The organism is Streptomyces sp. NPDC001843 (assembly GCF_042891955.1).
Lineage (GTDB): Bacteria > Actinomycetota > Actinomycetes > Streptomycetales > Streptomycetaceae > Streptomyces.
The window spans coordinates 1-19409 of record NZ_JBIATQ010000030.1; the positions used below are offsets into that span (position 1 = coordinate 1).

Genomic DNA, 19409 nt, shown 5'->3' on the forward strand with positions numbered 1-19409 from the left:
CGCTACGACAAGCAACCCGGCCGCTACCGCGCAGCGATCACCCTGGCCAGCACACTCATCTGGCTCGACACATGATCGGCAAGACGTTCCCTAGCAAGCCGAGGTTCCTGCTGCCGGCTTTCCCCCTGCTGCTCCCGCTCGCCCGGCATCTGGCGCGGAGTAGCCTACGCACCATCGCCGTCCTGCTCACCGCCCTGGCCGGCGCCTCCGTCTTCTACGGCACCTACCTGCTCACCGTCTCCCACCGGGCGCTGTGACCGGAGGACCTCCCGCCCGGCTCACAGCTTCCGTCGTGGGGACCGATGGCCCCCGCGCCTCCGAAGGCCCTTGTCCTGTCCTCCCCAGGCGGCGGCCGGCTCGATGACCGGTGCGGCGAGGAGCACGCTTTGAGTCGAACGTCCTCAGCCGCTGCCGTCCCCGGTGTCGTCCCCCGTCTCGTCCTGACGGACCGGCACCAGCAGGGTGAAGGTGGTGGGGCGGTGGCTGGTCAGGGAGAGCCTGCCGCCGAGGGAGTCGGCGAGATCGCGGGCCAGCGCGAGGCCGATTCCCTCGCCCTCTCCGTCACTGGTGTGTTCGCGCTCGAACGGCTGGGGTGTCTCGATGCCGCCCTCGTCGGCGACGTCGAGGGCGAGGGCGTCGCCGAGGTCGCGGGCCATGAGGCGCACGGTGCCCCGCCCGTGTACGCGGGCGTTGTCCAGCAGGATGCCGAGGATCTCGGCGACCGGTGTGCCGGGTACCAGAGCGTCGTCCGGTAGATCACCCGTCGTGCACAGCAGTCGTCTGCCGTCGCGGGCGAACAGACCGTGCCAGTGGTCCTCGGTCTCCCGCAGCATCTGTGCGACCGGCACGGACGGGGCCGGGGGGCGGGGCAGACCCGGGGAACGGGAAAGCCGTAGCACCTCCTCGACCGTGCTCTGCAGGCGACGGGTGGTGGCCAGTGCCTCCTCCAGCGCCGGGCGCAGCCGGGCGTCGCCCTCCTGCGCGAGCCCCGCCTCCAGGGTGAGCTGCAGTCCGGTCAGCGGGGTGCGGAGCTGGTGCGAGGCGTTGGCGGTGAAGTCCCTTTCATGGCGGAGGAGTTCGGTGAGGCTGTGCAGCATCTCGTTGTGGGTGCGGGCCACCTGGTCGATCTCGGCGATGCTGCTGGGCGCGGCGCGTACGCTCAGATCACCGGCGGTGACGGCCCGGCTGTGGCGGGAGAGTTCCTCCAACGGAGCGGCCAGCGCCCGCGCCTGCCGACGCGCGACCAGGACCGCCACGGCCAGGGCGAGGGCGCAGGCGCCGGCCAGGACCGCCCACACGGCGAGGACGCGGTCGCGTACGGCGTGGGCGGGCGAGGAGGCGCGTACTACGCCGATCACCCGCTCTGCGTGCGACACCGGCACCGTGACCGTGAGGTCGTCGCCCGATCGGCCACGCACCACCCGGGCGCCGAGCGCCTGCCGCACCGCCGCGTCACCGGTCCCGGGGCCGCTGCCCGCCCGCAGGCGGAGGTGGGTGTCGTACAGGCCGAGGCGCCCGGCCGACGGCGGAGCGGGCAGTTCGACCGGGTCGCCGGTGGTGTAGTCCGGGCTGACGCGCACGGCACCCGACAGGGCAGCACGCTCCAGGGTGTCCCGCTGGTCGGCGTACAGGGACGACCTGATCGCCAGGGCCAGAGGGACGGCGAGGAGGACGACGGCGACCAGGGCGGCGGTGAGGGCGACTCGCACCACACGCTGTCTCATGCCCTCATCCTGCGGGCCACCGCCCTGCTCTGTACGGGTGCGCCACGCGCTTTTGCCATCGTCTAACCGTCGACGTGCCGGGCGTTAACCGGCCGCTCCCTAGCGTCGGTGCCATGACCGATTCCCGGTCGCAGGCCTTTCCGGGAGGGCAGTGGCCATGGCACATGCACGTACATCCGCCGCCGTCGGGCTGGCGCTGGTGGCGGCGGTGACCGCCGGGTGTGCGGGCTCCGGCTCGCACTCGCGCTCGGGTTCTTCCCCGTCCTCCTCCCCAGCAGGAGATGGCGGCGCCCAGGCGAATCCCGCACCCACCGAATCGAATCCGCCCGGCGACATCCCCGACAACCAGGTGTACGTGGCCTTTCGACCCGGCAGCGGCTTCACCGGCTTCACCGTGAAGGTGCCCGAGGGCTGGGCCCGCACCGAGCAGGGCGCCACGACCCTGTTCACGGACAAGCTGAACACCGTCCGTATCACCGCGACCACCGCGTCCGCCGCTCCCACGGTCGGCTCGGTCACCAACACTGTCGTGCCCACGCTCAGAGCGCAGGTACCGAAGTTCTCGGCCCCGAAGGTGACCGAGGTGAACCGGCACGCCGGCCGCGTCGTCCGGCTCACCTATCAGGGCGACTCCGCCAAGGACCCGGTCACCGGCAAGGTGGTGCGGGACGCGTTCGAACGGTACGCCTTCTACCGGCAGGGGCACGAGGTCGACCTGACGCTGTCCGGGCCCGTCAACGCCGACAACGTCGACCCGTGGCGGATCGTCAGCGACTCCTTCGCCTGGCGGTGACCGTCGTGCCCAGTCGGTCGTACGACGATGACGTGCTCAGCGCCCGCGAGCTGTACCGCTTCTACCGGGCTGGCGAGGAGGAGACGCTGGCCCTGCGCGGGGTGTCGCTGAAGGTGCGGCGCGGCGAGACGGTCGCCGTCGTCGGTCCCTCCGGCGCCGGCAAGTCCACCCTGCTGGCGTGCCTGGCCGGCCTGGACGAGCCCTCGGGCGGCGAGGTCCGCGTGGCCGGCGTCCGGATCAGCCATCGGCCGGAGACCGAGCGCGCCCGGATGCGCGCCCGCCACATCGGCGTCCTGCTCCAAGGCCGCAACCTGCTGGCGCACCTCACCGTCCGCGACAACATCCGCCTGGCCCAGCGGGCCGTGCGCGGCCGCCCCGCCCTCGCCGCAGAGGCGCTGCTGGACCAGGTGGGGCTCGGACAGCGGGTCCGCGCCCTGCCCCGGCAACTGTCCGGCGGTGAGCTGGCGCGCGCCGGGCTGGCCGTGGCCCTCGCGAACTCCCCCGCCGTGCTGCTGGCCGACGAGCCGACCGGCGAACTGGACGGCCTCACTGAGCAGTTGGTGCTGCGGATGGTGCGGGAGCGGGCCGCCGACGGCTGTGGGGTGCTGATCGTCACGCACAGCGCTGAGGCGGTCCGGATCGCCGACCGGGTGATCGCCCTGGACGACGGACGGGCGCGGGAGACGCGGGATGTGAGCGATGTCCGGCATTGACGTACTCGTCTCCTGCGAGAACGCGGCGCTGACCTTCGGGCGGGGTGCGACCGCCGTGGTGGCCGTGCACGGCGCCGACCTGAGCATCCGCTCCGGCGACCGGCTGGCCGTCGTGGGCCCGTCCGGGTCGGGGAAGTCGTCGCTGCTGCATCTGCTGGCCGGACTCGAACACCCCACCAGCGGCACCGTCTCCTGGCCCGGCCTCGGCGGGCCTGCCGGCATCGGGCTGGTGTTCCAGGCCGACAGCCTCATACCCGCCCTCGACGTCACCGAGAACACCGCACTGCCGCTCGTCCTCGCCGGTCGTCCCGAGACGGAGACCCACCACCAGGTCACCGAGGCCCTCGCTCTGGTCGGCGCGGCCGACCTCGCCGACCGGCTGCCCGAGGAGATCTCCGGCGGCCAGGCCCAGCGGGTCGCCGTGGCACGCGTGCTCGCCCAGGAACCACGCCTGATCCTCGCCGACGAGCCCACCGGCCGTCTCGACCACGTCACCGGCGGCCGCGTCCTGGACGCCCTGCTGGCGGCGGCGGACCGCACGGGCGCGGCCCTCGTCGTCACCACCCACGACCCGGCCGTCGCCGCCCGGCTCACCATTCGGCGGGCCATCCAGGACGGCAGGCTGCTCGCACCGGAGGACACGCCATGATCACCTCGTGGGCAAGGGGTCTGGCTCGCCATCGCGCCGGACGGTTGCTGGCCGCCCTGACCGGCATCGCGCTCGCCGTCGCCCTCATCGCGGCGCTCGGCTCCTTCCTCACCGCGTCTAAGGCGACGATGACCCAGCGGGCCGTGCGCTCGGTCTCCGTGGACTGGCAGGTCCAGGTGCAGCCCGGTGCCGACCCTCGTACGGTCCTGGCCCTGGTGGACAGGACTCCGGGCACCCGGGCCGCCCTGCCCGTCGGCTTCGCGCACACCAGCGGCTTCACCGCTCGCGCGCAGGGAAGCACCCAGGCCACCGGCCCCGGCATGGCCCTCGGCCTGCCCGACGCCTACCGCGCCCGCTTCCCCGACGCCGTCCGCACGCTCTCCGGGGCGTCCACCGGTGTCCTGCTGGCCCAGCAGACCGCCTCCAACCTGCACGCGGCCCCCGGCGACACCATCGGCATCCATTTTCCCGGTGCCGGTCTGCGCCAGGTGAAGGTGGACGGTGTGGTCGACCTGCCGCAGGCCGACTCCCTCTTCCAGACCGTCGGCGCCCCGAGCCAGTCCCAGCCGACCGCGCCTCCGGACAACGTCGTCCTCCTGCCCGCCAACCAGTTCGCCGCCCTCACTCGCGGCGCCACCGGTGTCACCACCCAGATCCACGCCGATCGCGACAACACTCGGCTGCCCGCCGACCCGGCCTCCGCGTACTCCGCCGTCACCGGCGCCGCTCACAACCTCGAAGCCCGCTCCGCCGGCACGGCCCTGGTCGGCAACAACGTCGGCGCTGCGCTCGACTCGGCCCGCCAGGACGCCCTGTACGCCCAGATCCTCTTCCTCTTCCTCGGGGTGCCGGGCGCGGTGCTGGCCGCCACGCTGACGGCGGCGGTCGCCTCGGCGGGCGGCGAACGACGCCGTCAGGAACAGGGGCTGCTGCGGCTGCGCGGTCTGCGGCCCCGTCAGATCACCGCACTCGCCGGTCTGGAGGCCGCCCTGCTCGGCCTCGCCGGAGGTGTGGCCGGGCTGGGCATCGCCGCCCTCACCGGCCGGCTCGCCTTCGGCACGGCCTCCTTCGGGGCGAGCGCGGGAACCTGGTCCGTCTGGTCCCCCGTCGCCTTCGTGCTCGGGGCCGCAGTCGCCGCAGGTGCGGTCCTCGTCCCCGCCCTGCGGGACCTGCGCACGGTCACCATCGCCGACACGCGCAAGCAGGACAACGTACGACGCTCCCGATCGCCCTGGTGGATGCGCTACGGCCTGGACTTCGCCCTCCTGATCGGCTCGTGGCTCATCTTCCGTGCCTCCTCCGGCAACCAGTACACACTCGTCCTCGCCCCCGAGGGCGTCCCCAGCATCTCCGTGTCGTACTGGGCTTTCCTCGGCCCCGCTCTGCTGTGGATCGGCGCGGCTCTGCTCCTGTGGCGTCTCACCCTGCTCGCCCTCACCCACGGCCGGCCTGCCCTGGCCCGACTGGTCCGGCCGCTGACCGCGACCCTGGCCGGCACCACCGCCGCCGTCCTGGCCCGGCGCCGCCGCCCGTTCGCCCGGTCGGTGGTGCTGCTCGCCCTCGCAGTCTCCTTCGCGATCTCCACCGCCGTCTTCAACGCCACCTACCATCAGCAGGCCGAGGTCGACGCCCGGCTGACCAACGGCGCCGACGTCACCGTCACCGAACCACCGGGCGCCCAAGTCCCGCCCGCTGCCGGAGCAGCGCTGAAGATCTCCGGCGTACGGCACGTCGAACCCCTTCAGCACCGCTTCGCCTACGTCGGCTCCGATCTGCAGGACCTCTACGGCGTCCGACCGGACAGCGTCGCCAAGGCCACCTCGCTCCAGGACGCCTACTTCGCCGGCGGCACCGCCGACCAGCTGATGCGCCGCCTCGCCCAGCGCCCGGACAACCTCCTCGTCAGCGTCGAGACCGTCAACGACTTCCAGCTCTCCCCCGGCGACACCGTCAACCTGCGCATCCAGGACGCCCACACCAAGGCCCTGCGTACGGTCCCCTTCCACTACGCCGGCATCGCCAAGGAGTTCCCCACCGCCCCCAAGGACAGCTTCTTCGTCGCCAACGCGTCCTACATCGCCAAGGCCACCGGCAACGACTCGGTCGGCGCCTTCCTCCTCGACACCAGTGGCACGAACCAGCAGCAGATCGCGGCCCACCTGCGGGGACAGCTCGGTACCCGGGCCACCGTCACCGACCTGACCCAGACCCGCGGCACCGTCGGCACCAGCCTGACCTCGGTCGACCTGGCCGGTCTCACCCGGATCGAGCTCGCCTTCGCCGTCCTGCTCGCCGCCGGGGCCGGCGGCCTGGTCCTCGCCCTCGGACTCGCCGAACGCCGCCGCACCTTCGCCATCGCCACCGTGCTCGGCGCGCAACCACGCCACCTGCGCGGCATGGTCCTCTCCGAGGCCCTGTTGCTGACCGTCGGTGGCCTGGCGGGAGGCGCCCTCATCGGCTGGGCCCTGTCGGAGATGCTGGTCAAGGTCCTGACCGGTGTCTTCGATCCGCCACCCGCGGCCCTGTCGATCCCCGGTGCCTACCTGGCACTCACCGCGTCAGCCGCCGTCGCCGCCATCCTGGCCGCGGCCCTCAACGGCATCCGCGGCAGCCACCGCCCCCCGGTCGAGGAGCTCCGCGACCTGTGAACGCGGCGTGCACCCATGACGGGCCTCGAGCCCCGGCGACTCCTAGGCTGTCGACCATGCGCACGCCCGCCGCACCGGACCGCAGCCGACTGCGCGTCCTCGTCGTCGAGGACGACGACACCATCGGCCGCCACCTGGAGACCGGCCTGCGCGGCCACGACTACGTCCCGACGTGGTGCCGCACCGGAGCAGGCGCACTGGCGGAGGCCGAGCAGGCACCGTACGAGGTACTGCTGCTGGACCTGGGGCTGCCGGACATGGACGGCTTGGACGTCGCCCGGCAGCTACGCGCCCGCCTCCCCGACCTGCTGATCGTCGTACTGACGGCCCGGACAGACGACATCGACATCATCGCCGGGCTGGACGCCGGGGCCGACGACTACCTGGTCAAGCCGTTCAGCCTGACCGTGCTGCTCGCCCGGCTGCGGGCCCACCTGAGGCGGCACGTGGTAGCCGTGCCGACCCCAGAGCCGGTGCGGCTGGGTGATCTGGTCGTCGACGTGGCGGCCCGTCGCTGCACGCTGCTCGGCGTCGACGTCCCGCTACGGGCCAAGGAGTTCGACCTGCTCTCGGTGCTGGCCGCGCGGGTCGGCGAGGCGGTCTCGCGCGAGACGCTGATGGCCGATGTGTGGGACGAGAACTGGTTCGGCTCCACCAAAACCCTCGACGTGACGTTGGCGGGGCTGCGCCGCAGACTCACCGAGGCGGCGCAGATGGAGGGGCGGCGGGCCCGGCTGCCCCGGATCACCACGTTGCGGGGCCACGGGTACCGGCTGGAACAGCAACCTGATCCGCCGGATTGAGAACGCGCCCACGGCGCCCGCGGTGCGGCGAACACCTCGCTGGTTCACAAAGCCGAGCGGCGGGCCAGCAACGCCAGGACCAGCAGCCCGGGGGCCATCGGCAGCCATCCGGTCAGCAGGCGGTAGCCGAGGACCGTCGACACCGCCTCCGGTCCCGGCGCGCCGGCCGCCGTGAGCGCGAGGGCGAGCGCGGCGTCCAGCGACCCCAGTCCGCCCGGCGTGGGCAGCAGCGCCGCCGCGCCGCTGGCGACCAGATAGGCCATGACCACGCGGCTCGCGGGCAGGCCGATACCGATCGCATGGACCACGGCAACGACTACACCGGCATGCAGTAGAGCGAACGCGACCGACCCGCCCCACAGCGCACAGGCCCGCGCCCGGCACCGGTGCACGTCCCGCACGTCGGCAAAGGCCCGGCCCACCATTCGTCTGAGGCGGCCGCTCAGCACGACCGCCAGGACGACGACCCCGGCCGCCACCGGCAGCAGGACCAGCACATGCGGGACCCGCGCGGAGAGACGGACCGTACCGGGCGAGGCGACCAGCAGAGCCACACCCAGAGCACACCGGACCAACCCGCCGACAGCCGCCTTCGCCGCCAGCGCGGCCGCCGCGCGCCGAGTGGACAGCCCGCACCGTGTCAGGAACCGCAGGTTGACCACGGTGGCTCCGGCCCCTGCCGGAAGGAGGTGGTTGGCGGCGCCGGCCGCGAACTGTGCCGCCACCAGCCGCCCTCTGGGCAGCCGTTCGACCACCGCCCCCTGCTGGGCCACGGCCGCGCACACCCATGTGGCCGCGGCGGCGAGGCAGGCGAGCACGAGCCACTCCCCGTCGGCGGCGGCCAGCCGGTCGGTGCCGCTGTCCAGCGTGACCCGGTGCGCGGCGAGCATCCAACCGGCGGCGGCGAGCACAACCAGCGTGATTCCCAACTGGAAGTACGGGCGCCTGCCCACGGCGATCGGCAGACTCTGAGTCGCGGTCACGACGGTCACCTCCCCTTCGGCACATCGGGTGCCACGTACGCCCGAAGACCGCCGGCCTTTTCCTCGGACCAGGTGCGCGCGTACGCGGGCGGACGGTCCCCCGGTGGAGCGAGGACAGCGAAGGACGTGCGGTGAGCGGTGCGCGTCAGTTCGGCCACGGTGGTGCTGGCGTCGTGCCCCGCCGTCTGGGCAGAGCCACAGCCGGTGTAGAAGGCGATCGGCACGGCGTCGTAGCCGCTGAGCAGGCAGGGTTGCCGTACGCCGAGCGTGCGGAGGGCGCCGGCGGTGCGAGACCAGTCGGCGCGGGAGGCCGCGGAGCTGTGCACAGTGTGCTCCAGAACGACGTACTGCACAGCCAGGTGACCCGCGACCCCGACCGCCACCAGGCTGACGGCGACGGTACGCGCGATCCGACCGTTCGGGGCCGTGACCAGGTGAGCGAGGCCGTGGGCGACGGGGAGGGCGAGCAAGGCGTAGGCAGGCAGCAGGAAGCGGGGGGCCGCGTAGCCGATGAGTAACAGGTAGGGGACCGCGGCCGCGACAGCGCAGGCCAGCGGAAGCAGGACGGGCAGCGCGCGCCGGGTGCGGACGGCGACCACGGCGCCCAGGGCGGCGAGGAGCGGCAGCGCGAACCACCACAACGTCACCACGGGGCTGGGGGCCGATCCGGAGCAGGGCCGGCACAGAGTTCGTCCGCCGAGACTGCGCAGCTGGTAGACCACCGCGAGGTGCCAGCCGATGCCGCCCTGGATGGCGGAGGCGGCGGACAGGCGCTGCGTGAGGCCGCCGTAGCTCGCATACGCCTCGATCACCCACTCGCCCGCACCCGCCACCAGCCCCACGACCAGCACGACGAGTAGACGCGGGCGACGCACGGAGAGTGCGAGCAGGGGCAGCACGACGTAGACCCCGTCCATGGGGCGCATCCCCGCCATCAACGCCGCGCCCGCGAAGACACCCCACCAGGCCGCCCGGTCCCGTGCGTTCGCACGGGCGCGCAGGAAGCAGCCGACGCAGGCCAGGGCGCCGATGGCGACCCAGTAGTTGGGCATGGCCTGGGGGCCGTAGAACAGCGTCACCCACAACGAGGCGAACAGGGCGCCGGCCAAGGCCAGGACGCCGGGCCCGAGGTGGCCTCGCCATACCCGGAGGGCCAGGTAGAGGGCCAGGCCGGAGAGGACGGCCAGGTAGATGCGGAGCAGGACGGTGGAGTCGGACCACGATGCGATCGGCGCGACGAGGAGTGAGATGCCACGGGAGCGCGGCGCGCTGAAGTAGGCGGCGGGAACGTGACCGCTGACCTGGCTGACGTAAACGGTCTCGTCCCAGCCGAGACCGAGGTCCGGCAATACGAGGACGAGCTGGGCGAGCGCGAAGGCGGCTGCGACCGCCCCGAGCCGCGGCTCGGGCCGTGAACGCCGAGTCCGAAGGGGCTGCGGCGGGCGGCCAGCGCGAGGGGCACCGGTCCTCGTCGCGTTCGAGCCGTCGGCCATCTTTCACCTCTCGTCGTCGAACGTCGTCGCACGCCACGGCATCGAATCCTCTACAGGTCGTAGGAGGACATGCCACCCTACGGCTTGCAGGGTTAGAGGCAGGTGAGAAGACACCTCCGCACTTCTTCGAAAAGCGCCAGACACGGCAGGCGGCGGCCAACGTGAGACGCCCGCTCGCGTTCGGTGAGGGAGGCCAGGCGCGGGTCCTCGCCCCCGGCCATCCCTTCTGACGGGCACATGCTGGGCGTACTCGAGGAGTTCCTCGGGGCACGCATCCTTGAGGGGGAAGCCGCTGGCTCCGGCCCGCAGGGCGGCATGCACATACTCGTCGACATCGAAGGTGGTCAGCACGAGGACACGGGGACGCCCCCCGGTACTACGCGCCACTGCACGCTCGGTCTCACCGTTCAGGTCACGTTCAGTTCCGGCGTGCCATCGTGCGGATCATGACCGCAAGGCACGCCCTCGACGACCGGCCCCTCACCCCCGTACACCAGTCGGTGAACAAGGTGCCAGAGGTGACCGTCTACTTCTGGATCATCAAGGTCCTGACCACCGGCATGGGCGAGACGGCATCGGACCTCCTGGCCCGAACGCTCGGCCCGGTACCGGCAGTCGCACTGGGCGGCCTCGCTCTGGCAGCCTCCCTCGCCGTCCAGTTCGCCCTGCGCCGGTACGTCGCCTGGGCCTACTGGACCGCCGTCGTCATGGTCAGCGTGTTCGGCACCATGGCAGCCGACATCCTGCACGTCGGCCTCGGCGTGCCGTACACGGCGTCGACGCCGGCCTTCCTCGTCGTCCTGGCCGCGGTCTTCATGCTCTGGTACGCCAGCGAGCGGACCCTCTCCGTCCACACCATCCAGACTCGTCGTCGCGAAGCGTTCTACTGGGCGGCCGTACTCGCCACCTTCGCCCTTGGCACCGCCGCGGGCGACCTCACCGCCACCGCGGGCCTCGGTTACCTGGGCTCGGGCGCCCTGTTCGCGGCGGCCATCTCTACGCCCGCCCTGGCCCACCGCCTCAGCATCCTCAACGCGGTCGCCGCCTTCTGGACCGCGTACGTCATCACCCGCCCCCTCGGTGCCTCCCTCGCCGACTGGATGGCACTGGGCCACGCCCGCGGCGGCCTGGGCATCGGCCTGGCACCGGTCACTCTGGCGTGGACGGTCGCGATCGTCGGATTCGTCGGGTATCTGGCCGTCTCCCAGCGTGACCGAGGCATCCACGCCGCGCTCTGAGCGAAGGACTCGGAGGCGGTCCGCATGGCGACCGAACTGTGCCCCGACGTCGTTCTCATGGGCGTCCGCATGGCCGGCACGGACGGCATCGAGGCACCACGCCGAGTGAACCGAAGGCGGCGCCCGGAAACAGCGGCAGGCTGAGAGCAGGCTCAGAGATTCGTGTGGCATGGTCCGACATCCCATCTCGGGACGACGCCCACAGGAGGGAGCGATGGATCTCAAGACCGCCCCCATGCCGCTGTTGCGGCCCGACGGCGGTGCCGTTCGGATCCTCGTCGTGGACGACGAACCCGACACGGAGTACGTGGTCAGCACGGTATTGCGCTACCAGGGCTGGCAAGTCAGCAGCGCCGTGGACGGCGCCGGTGCCGTGGCCCAGGCCGAACGCTTTCGCCCCGACGCTGTGGTACTCGACGCGCTGTTGCCCGACCTCGACGGCCCCGCCGTCGCTCGGCGAATCCGCGCGCTGCTGCCCGAGGTCTCCATACTCTTCCTGACCGCCTGCGATGTTGCGGACACCGCGATTCCCACAGGCGATGCCTACCTGGTCAAGCCGGTCGGTCTCGCACAGATCGTCGCGCGGCTGACCTCTCTGCTGCGCCACGCCGGCATGAGGCGTCCGGATTCCGATTGCGCCCCTGCCGAAAGTCGCCTAACGGTCGCAGACCTGTTGATGGACGAGACGGCACACGAGGTCACCCGCAACGGCAGGCTCATTGAACTCTCTCCCGACGAGTTCGCTCTGCTGCGCTTCCTGATGAGCAACGTCGGCCAGGTGCACACTGCTGCTCAGATCATCGAACATGTCTGGCCCAACGCCTTCGGGAACACCTCTCGTGTCGTCGGTTTGTACATCACCTACCTGCGCCAGAAGATCGACGCAGCCGGCGAACCGCTCATCCACACCGTGCCCGGCTCCGGCTACGTACTCGGCCCCGGTATCGCCCGCCCAAGTCAGTCCGCTTGCAAGGCCACCCCTTCTTCACCGTCTACATGTGAGTAGACTCAGCGGAGCTTTCACCTGTCGCCTGGCGCGCTTGACGAATCGAGGCACCCGTGTCTGCCCGGCGTCCGGGGCGCTGCAGCTAAACCCTTGGTGCGTCATGCCACCTGCAAGGCAGCCGCCGAGGAAGGGCACGACCTGGGCACCGGCCGTCTGAAGCAGTCGTCGTACGAGATCGCCCCCGTCACAGAGGCCAGATGCAGGGACCGGGTCACTAGACGATCAGCTGCACCCATGGCTGGGTACGTCCGCCTGGCCAAACAGCCCGCAGGCCCACAGCCCAACCGCGATGAACGGTGAGACGCATGAGCTCCGCCTCGACCAGCCTTCTCCCTGTCGGTGCAAACCTCGGCTGGGTACTGGCCGTGCTCCTCGCAGCAGCCGTGGCGGTTACCGCCGCGGCCCGTTTGTCCCCCGATCAAGGCTTTGGCCGAGCACGCGAAGTCCTGACTGCGGGGGTGCGGGCCGCCGTGCAACTCCTAGCCGTATCCGCGGTCATCGGATGGGTGGTGTCCTCCCGCGCCGGCCTGCCTGCGTTCCTGATCCTGATGTACGCGGTCGCGGTACGCACTGCAGGCCGACGGATCACCGCGAACGGCTCCTGGTGGTGGGCAGCTGTGCCGATCGCCGCGAGTGTGGCACCAGCCATCGCCCTCCTTTTGGCCACCGGACTCGTCCCGCCCCGCGGCATAGCCGTCATCCCGATCACCGGAATCCTGATCGGAGGTGCCCTCACCGCGACCGTCCTGGCCGGCCGCCAGAGTCTCTCGGCACTCGCGCAACGCCACGGTGAGGTCGAGGCCGGTCTGGCACTCGGAATGACGGAACGCGATGCCAGGATCGAGATCGCCCGGCCCGCCGCCTCCGACGCGCTGCTGCCGGGTCTCGACCAGACTCGTACCGTCGGCCTGGTAACCCTGCCCGGCGCCTTTGTCGGCATGCTGCTCGGCGGAGCGGACCCGCTGGTCGCCGGAGCCGTCCAACTCTTCGTGCTCATAGCCCTGATGGCCGTTCAAGCCGTGGCTGTGACCATCACTCTCGAACTCGTGGCCCGTCGCCACATCACCGCCGGGCAACCAGGCGGGCCCCGAGCGACACGCATCCGACGGTTCTCCGTGCACCGCCAGCGGACGCCGGTCACGCCACAACCGTGACACCGCCGCCGACTCCATGCGCGAGACAGAAGCCAGGAGTCCCGCGAGCCAACGCTCTCCTACCTCACGCGTTCATCCGTGTCGCGCGCATCGCCACACCAGGCCCCTCCCGCGAGCGCCCCCGTCACGAGCAGCGCGCCGCCGGCGTAGCCGAGGCCGGAGCTGTCGGAGAGAAAGTCGCCCATGGAGGTGCCGAGGGTGTTGGAGACGAGGATCGCCGACCAGAACGGGGCCTTTCCACGGAAGGTGACGATGTCGCGGATCTGGAAGGTCATCCCGCTCAGCTTCCGGCTGCTGCAACGACCTTGGCAGCGTCTCCCTGAACACATCCTTGACGCCGGGTGCGTCCCTGTTCAGACGGCGTGGCGCGCGGTTCGCTGCGGCTGGGCGACATCCTTCCGGGTCACCGCCAGGTACACCACAAGACCCAGGATAACGCTGAGGAACAGCGCGCTCGTGACGACGGCGCCCAGGCCCACTCCGCCGTCACCGGTCGGCTGCGAGAGGTAGTCGCCGATGGACGCGCCGAACGGGCGGGTGAGGACGTAGGCGATCCAGAAGCTCCACACCGCGTCAAGGTCAAGCTCGAAGTGTGCGAGGGTGACCGCGGCGATGACCAGGCCGAAGAGGACCGCGGACAGCCAGTAGCCGAAGTCCATCCGCTCGGAGACCAGGTCGCCGGCGGCGGTGCCGAGAGCGAAGGTGAACAGGACGGCGAGCCAGTAGAAGGACTCACGGCCCGTGGTGTCGATGCTGTGGACGGACAGCGTCCGCTCACGCCGGTACCAGACCACGAAGACCAATGCGAGGACGATCGCGAAGACGGTGGCGCTGGTATCCAGCGGCACACCCATGTTGTCGGTGAGATTGTCGCTGATCAGCGTGCCGACGACGCTGATCAGCGCGACGGCCGGCCAGTACACATCGGCGCGGTAGGCACCGGTGCGGAACTGCACGACCAGGACGACCGTCAGCAGGGCGCTCATCAGCACCGACACCCTGGTCAGGCCGAGCCCGGCCTTCTCGTCGAGCAGGTCGGCCGCGGTCTCCCCGGCCGTGGTGCACAGCACCTTGATGATCCAGAAATAGGCGGTGGCCTCGGGCACCTTGTTCCGGCGGAACCGGCGGCCCGAGGACGCCTCGGCATCGGCCGATGAGGCCGCCGTGGTTTCTGGTGTCTCGTAAGCCATGAGGCCCGACCGTGCCACGGACTACCTGAAGACATCCTGACCGCCGTGCGGCATCCGCCTCCTCGCCCGAGCAGCGAGAGCGTGATCGGCGGCGGCCTCAAGGGAGTCGCCGCCGATCAGGTCCGTCAGCGCATATCTGTGAGGAGGGTCTTGAGTTCCGCTTCCTGGTGCGCGGGCGACATCGGCGGGTTCGGGTGGTCGATGCCGAAGGTCTTCAGGACCTGGTCCATCTGGGCGTCGAGGAATGTCCAGCCGGTGTTGTCCAGCGGCTGCAGCGAGGCTTGGTCGGCATCCCAGAGGTCTCGCAGCGACTGGGCAGCGGCGTGGGCTCCGGTCGCGTTGCCCGACCGTGCGTCCTTGAGCGAGGTCGATGCGAGCTTCCTGAGTGCGTCGACCTTCGTGGACGGGAACTTCTTCACGGCCTGGCCAGGGGCGAGGTGAACGGTGGAGGTGGCGTCGGTCTCCGGCGCCGGCCCGACGTGCGGCTGGCTGTGAGCCCAGACCAGCAGGCCCGCGGTGGCGACGGCGAGGAGGCCGAAGCCCGCCAGCCCGATGCGCTCCCTGCGCGGGTCGGCGATGATCTGCGGGGTGTGCGTGGCCTCGTAGGTCTCGGTCACGTCGGAGCGTGTCACCGTCAGGTAGACGACAGTCGCCAGGATCAGGCCGAGGAAGATCAGGCTGGTGGTGAAGGTGCCCAGTGCGAGGCCGGTCGGCTCACCCGGCGCGGCGACCTTCGGGGAGGCGAGCCAGTCGCCGATGTTGGCGCCCAGCGGGCGGGTCAGGATGTAGGCGAGCCAGAAGGACAGCACCGGGTTCGCGCCGAACTTCCACAGCAGCGTGATCGCCGCGATGAGGCCGAGCGGCAGCAGGACCGAGACTCCCGGGCTCCAGCCGGTGAGCTCGAGGGTCCAGTCGCCGGTCGCGGTGCCGAGCGCGAAGGTGACGAGAACGGCGAGCCAGTAGAACGATTCACGCGGCAGCGTCGTGACGGAGTGGATCGAGAGGGTGCGCTCGCGCAGCCACCACACACCGAAGACCACGGCGAGCAGGACCGAGAACACGGCGGAGCTGATCCACAGCGGCACGTTGAGCTGGTCTGTCAGGATGTCCGTGTACAGGGTGCCCGTGACGCTGACAACGACCACGGTCAGCCAGTACGGGAACGGGACGTACCGCTTGAGCCGCAGTTGGACGCCCAGAACCACCACGAACACGGCGGTGAAGATCCAGGCCGTGTTCACCAGGCCGACGCCCAGCTTCATGTTGATCCAGTCGGCGAAACTCTCACCGACGGTCGTGCACAAGATCTTGATCACCCAGAACCAGATGGTGACCTCGGGAACCTTGTTCAGCATCAGCCGCCCACGGCGGTGCGTGCTGGCTTCGCTTGTCGTTGTCATGCAGGGAGGTTTACTCGGCCAACCTGCACACAACCTGACTACGCGATCGCCTCTGGCGTGGGGAAGGTCACCTCGACGCGACCGTGACCATCGGCGATCGCACGGACTGCCACTCCCGCGGACGCGGCGAGACGCCTTACCACGGCCAGCCCCAACCCGTTTCCGTTGCCGCTGGTCACGCCGGCTTCGAAGACCCGGTCAACCTCCGCCGGATCGAACCCCGGGCCATCGTCGAGGACATCGATCACGACGCCCTGGGGCTGGATGCGCCCCGTGATCCAGACCCGCGAGCTCGCATGTCGCAGGCCGTTCTCCAGCAGGGGTGACAACACAGCCACGACGAGTTCGGTTGCCACGGCGACGTCGACGTTGGTCGGGATGGCGAGTTCGATGGAGCGACCGGCGATCGCCTGTCGCGCCGCCGCCCTGAGATCGCAGCGGTCACCGCCGTCGATCCGTGTCCGGGCGGCACTCAGGATCGTCGTGATCGCCGTGTTCAGGCGGTCGACCTCGGTCAAAACGGACTCCGGTGCCACATGGTGACCGGAGAGCTGCGCCAACTGTGCCTCGCCCCGCAGGGCCGTCAAGGGGGTCCGCAACTCGTGGGCGATCTCATCGGTGAGCCGGCGCTCGTCCGCGAGCGCGTTGTCCACGCGGTCAAGCAGGCGATCGAGAGTTCGCCCGAGCTCCCCGAATTCATCGCGAGGAACGCCTAGGTTGAAACGGCGCCCGGGTTCGTGATCGCCCCAGTCGTCGGCAAGAGCGGCCATTTCGTGAACCACCCGCAACGCACGACCCACCACGACGTATCCGACGATGCCTGCGAGCAGGATCGTGATGCCACCCAGGATGAGCGACATAGCCAGGCTGCGCTGCTCCGACGTCTCGTACGGCGTCAGATCCACCCTCACGACCGCCGTGACGCGGTGGCCTTCGAGTCGGATCGGCTGGGCATACAGAAGGTATCTGCCGACCGTGGTGGTCCGGGACTGTCCGGAATCGGCAAGCGCCTCGACGCGGTCAAGGACGCTGCCCGGCACGATCCCGTCGATGAGGTGCCCATCGGCGTACACCCAGGAGACCGTGTCCAGCGCTTCGTTGCCGCTCTCGATCAGCACGACGTGGCCGCGACGTACGGTCACGTTCCCCGCCACCGCCTCTGCTCGCGTATGCGCCAGAGCGTTCGCGTCGGCGTCGGTCACCCGGCTCAGCAACACGTGCGAGACCACCACCAGCACTGCGGCCACCGCTGTCGCGATCAGTACGGCAAGCGCGACGACCCTCCCACGGAAGCCCGTCACTCCCATCGATAGCCCACCCCACGGACCGTTGCCAGGCGATCGGCCACGCCCAGCGCACCGAGTTTGGTCCGTAGCCGGCGAACGAAGGAGTCGAGGGTGTTGTCGCTGACCTGCGCGCCATGCGGCCAGCCGGCAGCGACGAGAGCGTGGCGGCGTACAGCGTCGCCCTGTGAGGCGATAAGCCTGCCCAACAGCCGGAACTCGGTCGGCGTCAGGCTCTCGCTGGCCGCACCGTGGATCACCACGTGTTTCGCTGGATCGAGAACGACGCCCCTCGGTGGGGTCGTCGCGGTTGTTCTGCGTAGCAGGGCGCGGACCCTCACCAGCAACTCCGGGATGTCGAACGGTTTCGTCATGTAGTCGTCGGCTCCCGCCTCGAAGCCGCCCACCTTGTGATGCATGCCATCCAGAGCGGTGAGCATCAGCACCGGGGCATCAACCCCACGTGCCCGCAGCGCCAAGCAGACATCGCGACCGTCAGCGTCCGGGAGGCCCAGATCCAGGACGACCAGCTGAGGGACCGGATCAAGGTTCCCTAGCAGGCTGTCCGCCGTCGCAGCGACTGTGACCCTGTGGCCGTCGTGCTCGAGAGCGCGCTTCAGTACGTCGCGGACCGCCGCGTCATCCTCGCAGACTACGATAAAAGCCACGCGCCGACCCTAGGCACTCCGGCGAGAGTTCTCCATTCTCCCTGGTCAGCGTCCTGCTAGTGCGCGATGTCCGTAACGGCTCCATACACCTGCACATCGTCATGGGCGTCGACGACGACCGCACCGTGCGCCTCGACCGGGCCCGACATCTGCGCCCATTTCGCCCGCGCCGATATCATCCCCGTCGGCTGACAACCAGCCGGTTGGCCGATCACGTAAGCCCCGCAGCATCTGAAGGCCGCCGATGCAAGAGGGGCGATCCAGGAACGTCCGGCCGGATATCCCCTGCTTCACCTCGGCAGGAGGCCAGGGCCAAGCGGAGCAGTGCCCTCGCCGGCTCAAGGGCACGCTCATCGAGCGAAGCGCTCCTTACCGGCGGAGGGAGCCCTGCCGGATGTGCCGGCCGGAGGCGTGTCAGGGAACGGTGCGCCGACCACTCCGGCAGTCTGCCTTGGACGATCGAGCCGTCGGCGCTCGGTGATCAACGCCGAGAGAGCGAGCGCGGAGACCGTCGAGACGATACCGCCGAGGATCAGGCTGGAGCGGGTACCGAAGGCGTCGGAGACCAGGCCGGCGAGGGGCGCGCCGATGGGTGTGCCGCCGAGGAGGACGAGGAAGTACACGGACAGCACGCGACCGCGCAGGTGCGGCTCGGTACTCAGTTGAGTCAGTGCGTTGGCAGTGGTGGTGACGGTGACCGCGGCGTAGCCGGTGGGGATCAGCAGCGCCATGAATGTGCCGTAGCCAGGCATTAGGCCCAGCGCCGCTTCCAGCACTCCGAAGACCGCGGTTGCGGTGACCAGGCGCCGTGCGGTGGGAGGCTGACCGCCGTGGGCGGCAAGCGCCGCGCCGATGAGGCTGCCTGCGGCGTAGGCGGCCGAGAGGCAGCCGAAGGCGGTGGCGCCGGAGTGGAAGACCTTCACGGCTACGAGGGAGAGGGTGACCTGGAAGTTGAACCCGAAGGTGCCGACGACGGCGATGAGAGCGATCGGCAACAGCAGTTCCGGGGTGGCGGTGATGTGACGGAACGCCTCGGTCAGCCGTCGACCGCCATGCTGAGGACCGCTGGGCTCGCGCGGGGCGCCGGGGGGAACGCTGATCAGCCCGTACAGGACCGCCAGGTAGGAGACGGCGTTGATGAGAAACACCGGGCCGATGCCCATGGCTGCGACGGTCAGGCCGGCCGCGGCGGGGCCGAGGATGCGGGCGACGTTGAACTGGGCGGAGTTCAGGCTGACCGCGGCGGGCACTCGCTGCCGGCTGACCAGTTCAGTGATGAAGGCGTTGCGGGCGGGGCTGTCCACGGCGGTGGCGGTGCCGAGGGCCAGGGCCAGCGTGTACACGGACCACAGGTTCACCGCCCCGGTGACGGTCAGCAGCCCCAGCAGCAGGGACTGTACCGCCATGGCGGTCTGCGTGATCAGCAGTAGCCGACGCTTGGGGAACCGGTCGGCGAGGACGCCCCCGGTCAGGCCGAACAGCGTCTGGGGCAGGAACTGCAGCGCGGTCACGACGCCGACCGCGCTGCCGCTGTTTCCGGTGAGGTGCAGGACCAGCAGATCCTGGGCGGCACGCTGCATCCAGGTGCCGATGTTGGAGGTCAGCTGGCCCAGTAGATAGCGGCGGAAAGGTCGGACGGCGAGCGTGTCGAGCGCCATGCTCGA

18 protein-coding genes and 1 pseudogene are annotated in these 19409 nt (G+C 70.5%); 9 read left to right on the forward strand and 10 right to left on the reverse strand.

Translation table 11 applies throughout. The annotated features are described in order from the left end of the window. Positions 1–71 precede the first annotated feature (71 nt). The gene (locus ACFYZQ_RS39440) at positions 72–257 is read left to right on the forward strand and encodes a hypothetical protein (RefSeq protein WP_389159012.1); all 186 of its coding nucleotides are present in this window, start codon (positions 72–74) and stop codon (positions 255–257) included. Between the two features lie 144 nt (positions 258–401). Here ACFYZQ_RS39440 and ACFYZQ_RS39445 read toward each other — a convergent pair whose 3' ends face one another. Then, entirely contained in the window at positions 402–1724 is a 1323-nt protein-coding gene (locus ACFYZQ_RS39445; protein WP_389159014.1) for a histidine kinase dimerization/phospho-acceptor domain-containing protein, read from the reverse strand. A 157-nt stretch (positions 1725–1881) separates the two neighbouring features. On the opposite strand from ACFYZQ_RS39445, the gene ACFYZQ_RS39450 reads away from it, so the two are divergent. Genes ACFYZQ_RS39450 through ACFYZQ_RS39470 form a run of 5 tightly spaced genes read left to right on the forward strand, consistent with a single transcriptional unit; the run spans position 1882 to position 7330 of the window. Next, the gene (locus ACFYZQ_RS39450) at positions 1882–2517 is read left to right on the forward strand and encodes a hypothetical protein (RefSeq protein WP_389159016.1); all 636 of its coding nucleotides are present in this window, start codon (positions 1882–1884) and stop codon (positions 2515–2517) included. Between the two features lie 5 nt (positions 2518–2522). Then, a complete protein-coding gene (locus ACFYZQ_RS39455; RefSeq protein WP_389159052.1) occupies positions 2523–3230 on the forward strand; it encodes an ABC transporter ATP-binding protein in 708 nt (235 codons plus the stop codon). After that, on the forward strand, positions 3217–3879 hold the full coding sequence (locus ACFYZQ_RS39460; protein WP_389159017.1) for an ABC transporter ATP-binding protein: 663 nt from the start codon (positions 3217–3219) through the stop codon (positions 3877–3879). Before ACFYZQ_RS39455 ends, ACFYZQ_RS39460 begins: the two co-directional genes overlap by 14 nt. Continuing rightward, positions 3876–6527 (forward strand): ABC transporter permease, encoded by a 2652-nt coding sequence (locus ACFYZQ_RS39465; RefSeq protein ID WP_389159018.1) that lies wholly within the window; start codon positions 3876–3878, stop codon positions 6525–6527. Before ACFYZQ_RS39460 ends, ACFYZQ_RS39465 begins: the two co-directional genes overlap by 4 nt. A gap of 56 nt (positions 6528–6583) precedes the next feature. After that, positions 6584–7330, forward strand: a complete 747-nt coding sequence (locus tag ACFYZQ_RS39470) for a response regulator transcription factor (RefSeq protein WP_389159020.1) — start codon at positions 6584–6586, stop codon at positions 7328–7330. Positions 7331–7374: 44 nt separating this feature from the next. Here ACFYZQ_RS39470 and ACFYZQ_RS39475 read toward each other — a convergent pair whose 3' ends face one another. From ACFYZQ_RS39475 to ACFYZQ_RS39485, 3 genes and pseudogenes are all read right to left on the reverse strand, one after another. Further along, a complete protein-coding gene (locus ACFYZQ_RS39475; protein WP_389159022.1) occupies positions 7375–8313 on the reverse strand; it encodes a lysylphosphatidylglycerol synthase domain-containing protein in 939 nt (312 codons plus the stop codon). A gap of 5 nt (positions 8314–8318) precedes the next feature. Then, complete coding sequence (locus ACFYZQ_RS39480) at positions 8319–9806, reverse strand: hypothetical protein (protein ID WP_389159023.1); 1488 nt, start codon at positions 9804–9806, stop codon at positions 8319–8321. Positions 9807–9976: 170 nt separating this feature from the next. Next, positions 9977–10205 (reverse strand): annotated as a pseudogene (locus tag ACFYZQ_RS39485) (DNA-binding response regulator); the annotation flags it as partial. A 47-nt stretch (positions 10206–10252) separates the two neighbouring features. Between ACFYZQ_RS39485 and ACFYZQ_RS39490 the strand changes: the two are divergent. The 3 genes from ACFYZQ_RS39490 (at position 10253) to ACFYZQ_RS39500 (ending at position 13204) form a co-directional block, all read left to right on the forward strand. Continuing rightward, complete coding sequence (locus ACFYZQ_RS39490; RefSeq protein ID WP_389159025.1) at positions 10253–11044, forward strand: hypothetical protein; 792 nt, start codon at positions 10253–10255, stop codon at positions 11042–11044. A 214-nt stretch (positions 11045–11258) separates the two neighbouring features. Continuing rightward, positions 11259–12050 (forward strand): response regulator transcription factor, encoded by a 792-nt coding sequence (locus tag ACFYZQ_RS39495; RefSeq protein ID WP_389159026.1) that lies wholly within the window; start codon positions 11259–11261, stop codon positions 12048–12050. A 305-nt stretch (positions 12051–12355) separates the two neighbouring features. Then, a complete protein-coding gene (locus ACFYZQ_RS39500) occupies positions 12356–13204 on the forward strand; it encodes an ABC transporter permease (RefSeq protein WP_389159028.1) in 849 nt (282 codons plus the stop codon). Between the two features lie 59 nt (positions 13205–13263). Here the strand turns inward: ACFYZQ_RS39500 and ACFYZQ_RS39505 are convergent, their stop codons facing one another. The 6 genes from ACFYZQ_RS39505 to ACFYZQ_RS39530 all read right to left on the reverse strand — a co-directional run bounded on the left by ACFYZQ_RS39505 (position 13264) and on the right by ACFYZQ_RS39530 (position 19403). Further along, complete coding sequence (locus ACFYZQ_RS39505; RefSeq protein WP_389159030.1) at positions 13264–13479, reverse strand: hypothetical protein; 216 nt, start codon at positions 13477–13479, stop codon at positions 13264–13266. Between the two features lie 78 nt (positions 13480–13557). Then, entirely contained in the window at positions 13558–14394 is an 837-nt protein-coding gene (locus ACFYZQ_RS39510) for a hypothetical protein (RefSeq protein WP_389159032.1), read from the reverse strand. A gap of 125 nt (positions 14395–14519) precedes the next feature. Beyond that, entirely contained in the window at positions 14520–15794 is a 1275-nt protein-coding gene (locus tag ACFYZQ_RS39515; protein WP_389159033.1) for a hypothetical protein, read from the reverse strand. A 38-nt stretch (positions 15795–15832) separates the two neighbouring features. After that, positions 15833–17101 carry a sensor histidine kinase gene (locus ACFYZQ_RS39520; RefSeq protein WP_389159035.1) on the reverse strand — a complete coding sequence of 423 codons (1269 nt, stop codon included), beginning with the start codon at positions 17099–17101 and terminating at the stop codon, positions 15833–15835. Continuing rightward, complete coding sequence (locus ACFYZQ_RS39525; RefSeq protein WP_389159037.1) at positions 17092–17745, reverse strand: response regulator transcription factor; 654 nt, start codon at positions 17743–17745, stop codon at positions 17092–17094. Before ACFYZQ_RS39525 ends, ACFYZQ_RS39520 begins: the two co-directional genes overlap by 10 nt. A 350-nt stretch (positions 17746–18095) precedes the next feature. Then, positions 18096–19403: an MFS transporter gene (locus ACFYZQ_RS39530; RefSeq protein WP_389159039.1), complete on the reverse strand. Its 1308-nt coding sequence runs from the start codon at positions 19401–19403 to the stop codon at positions 18096–18098. Positions 19404–19409 lie beyond the last annotated feature (6 nt).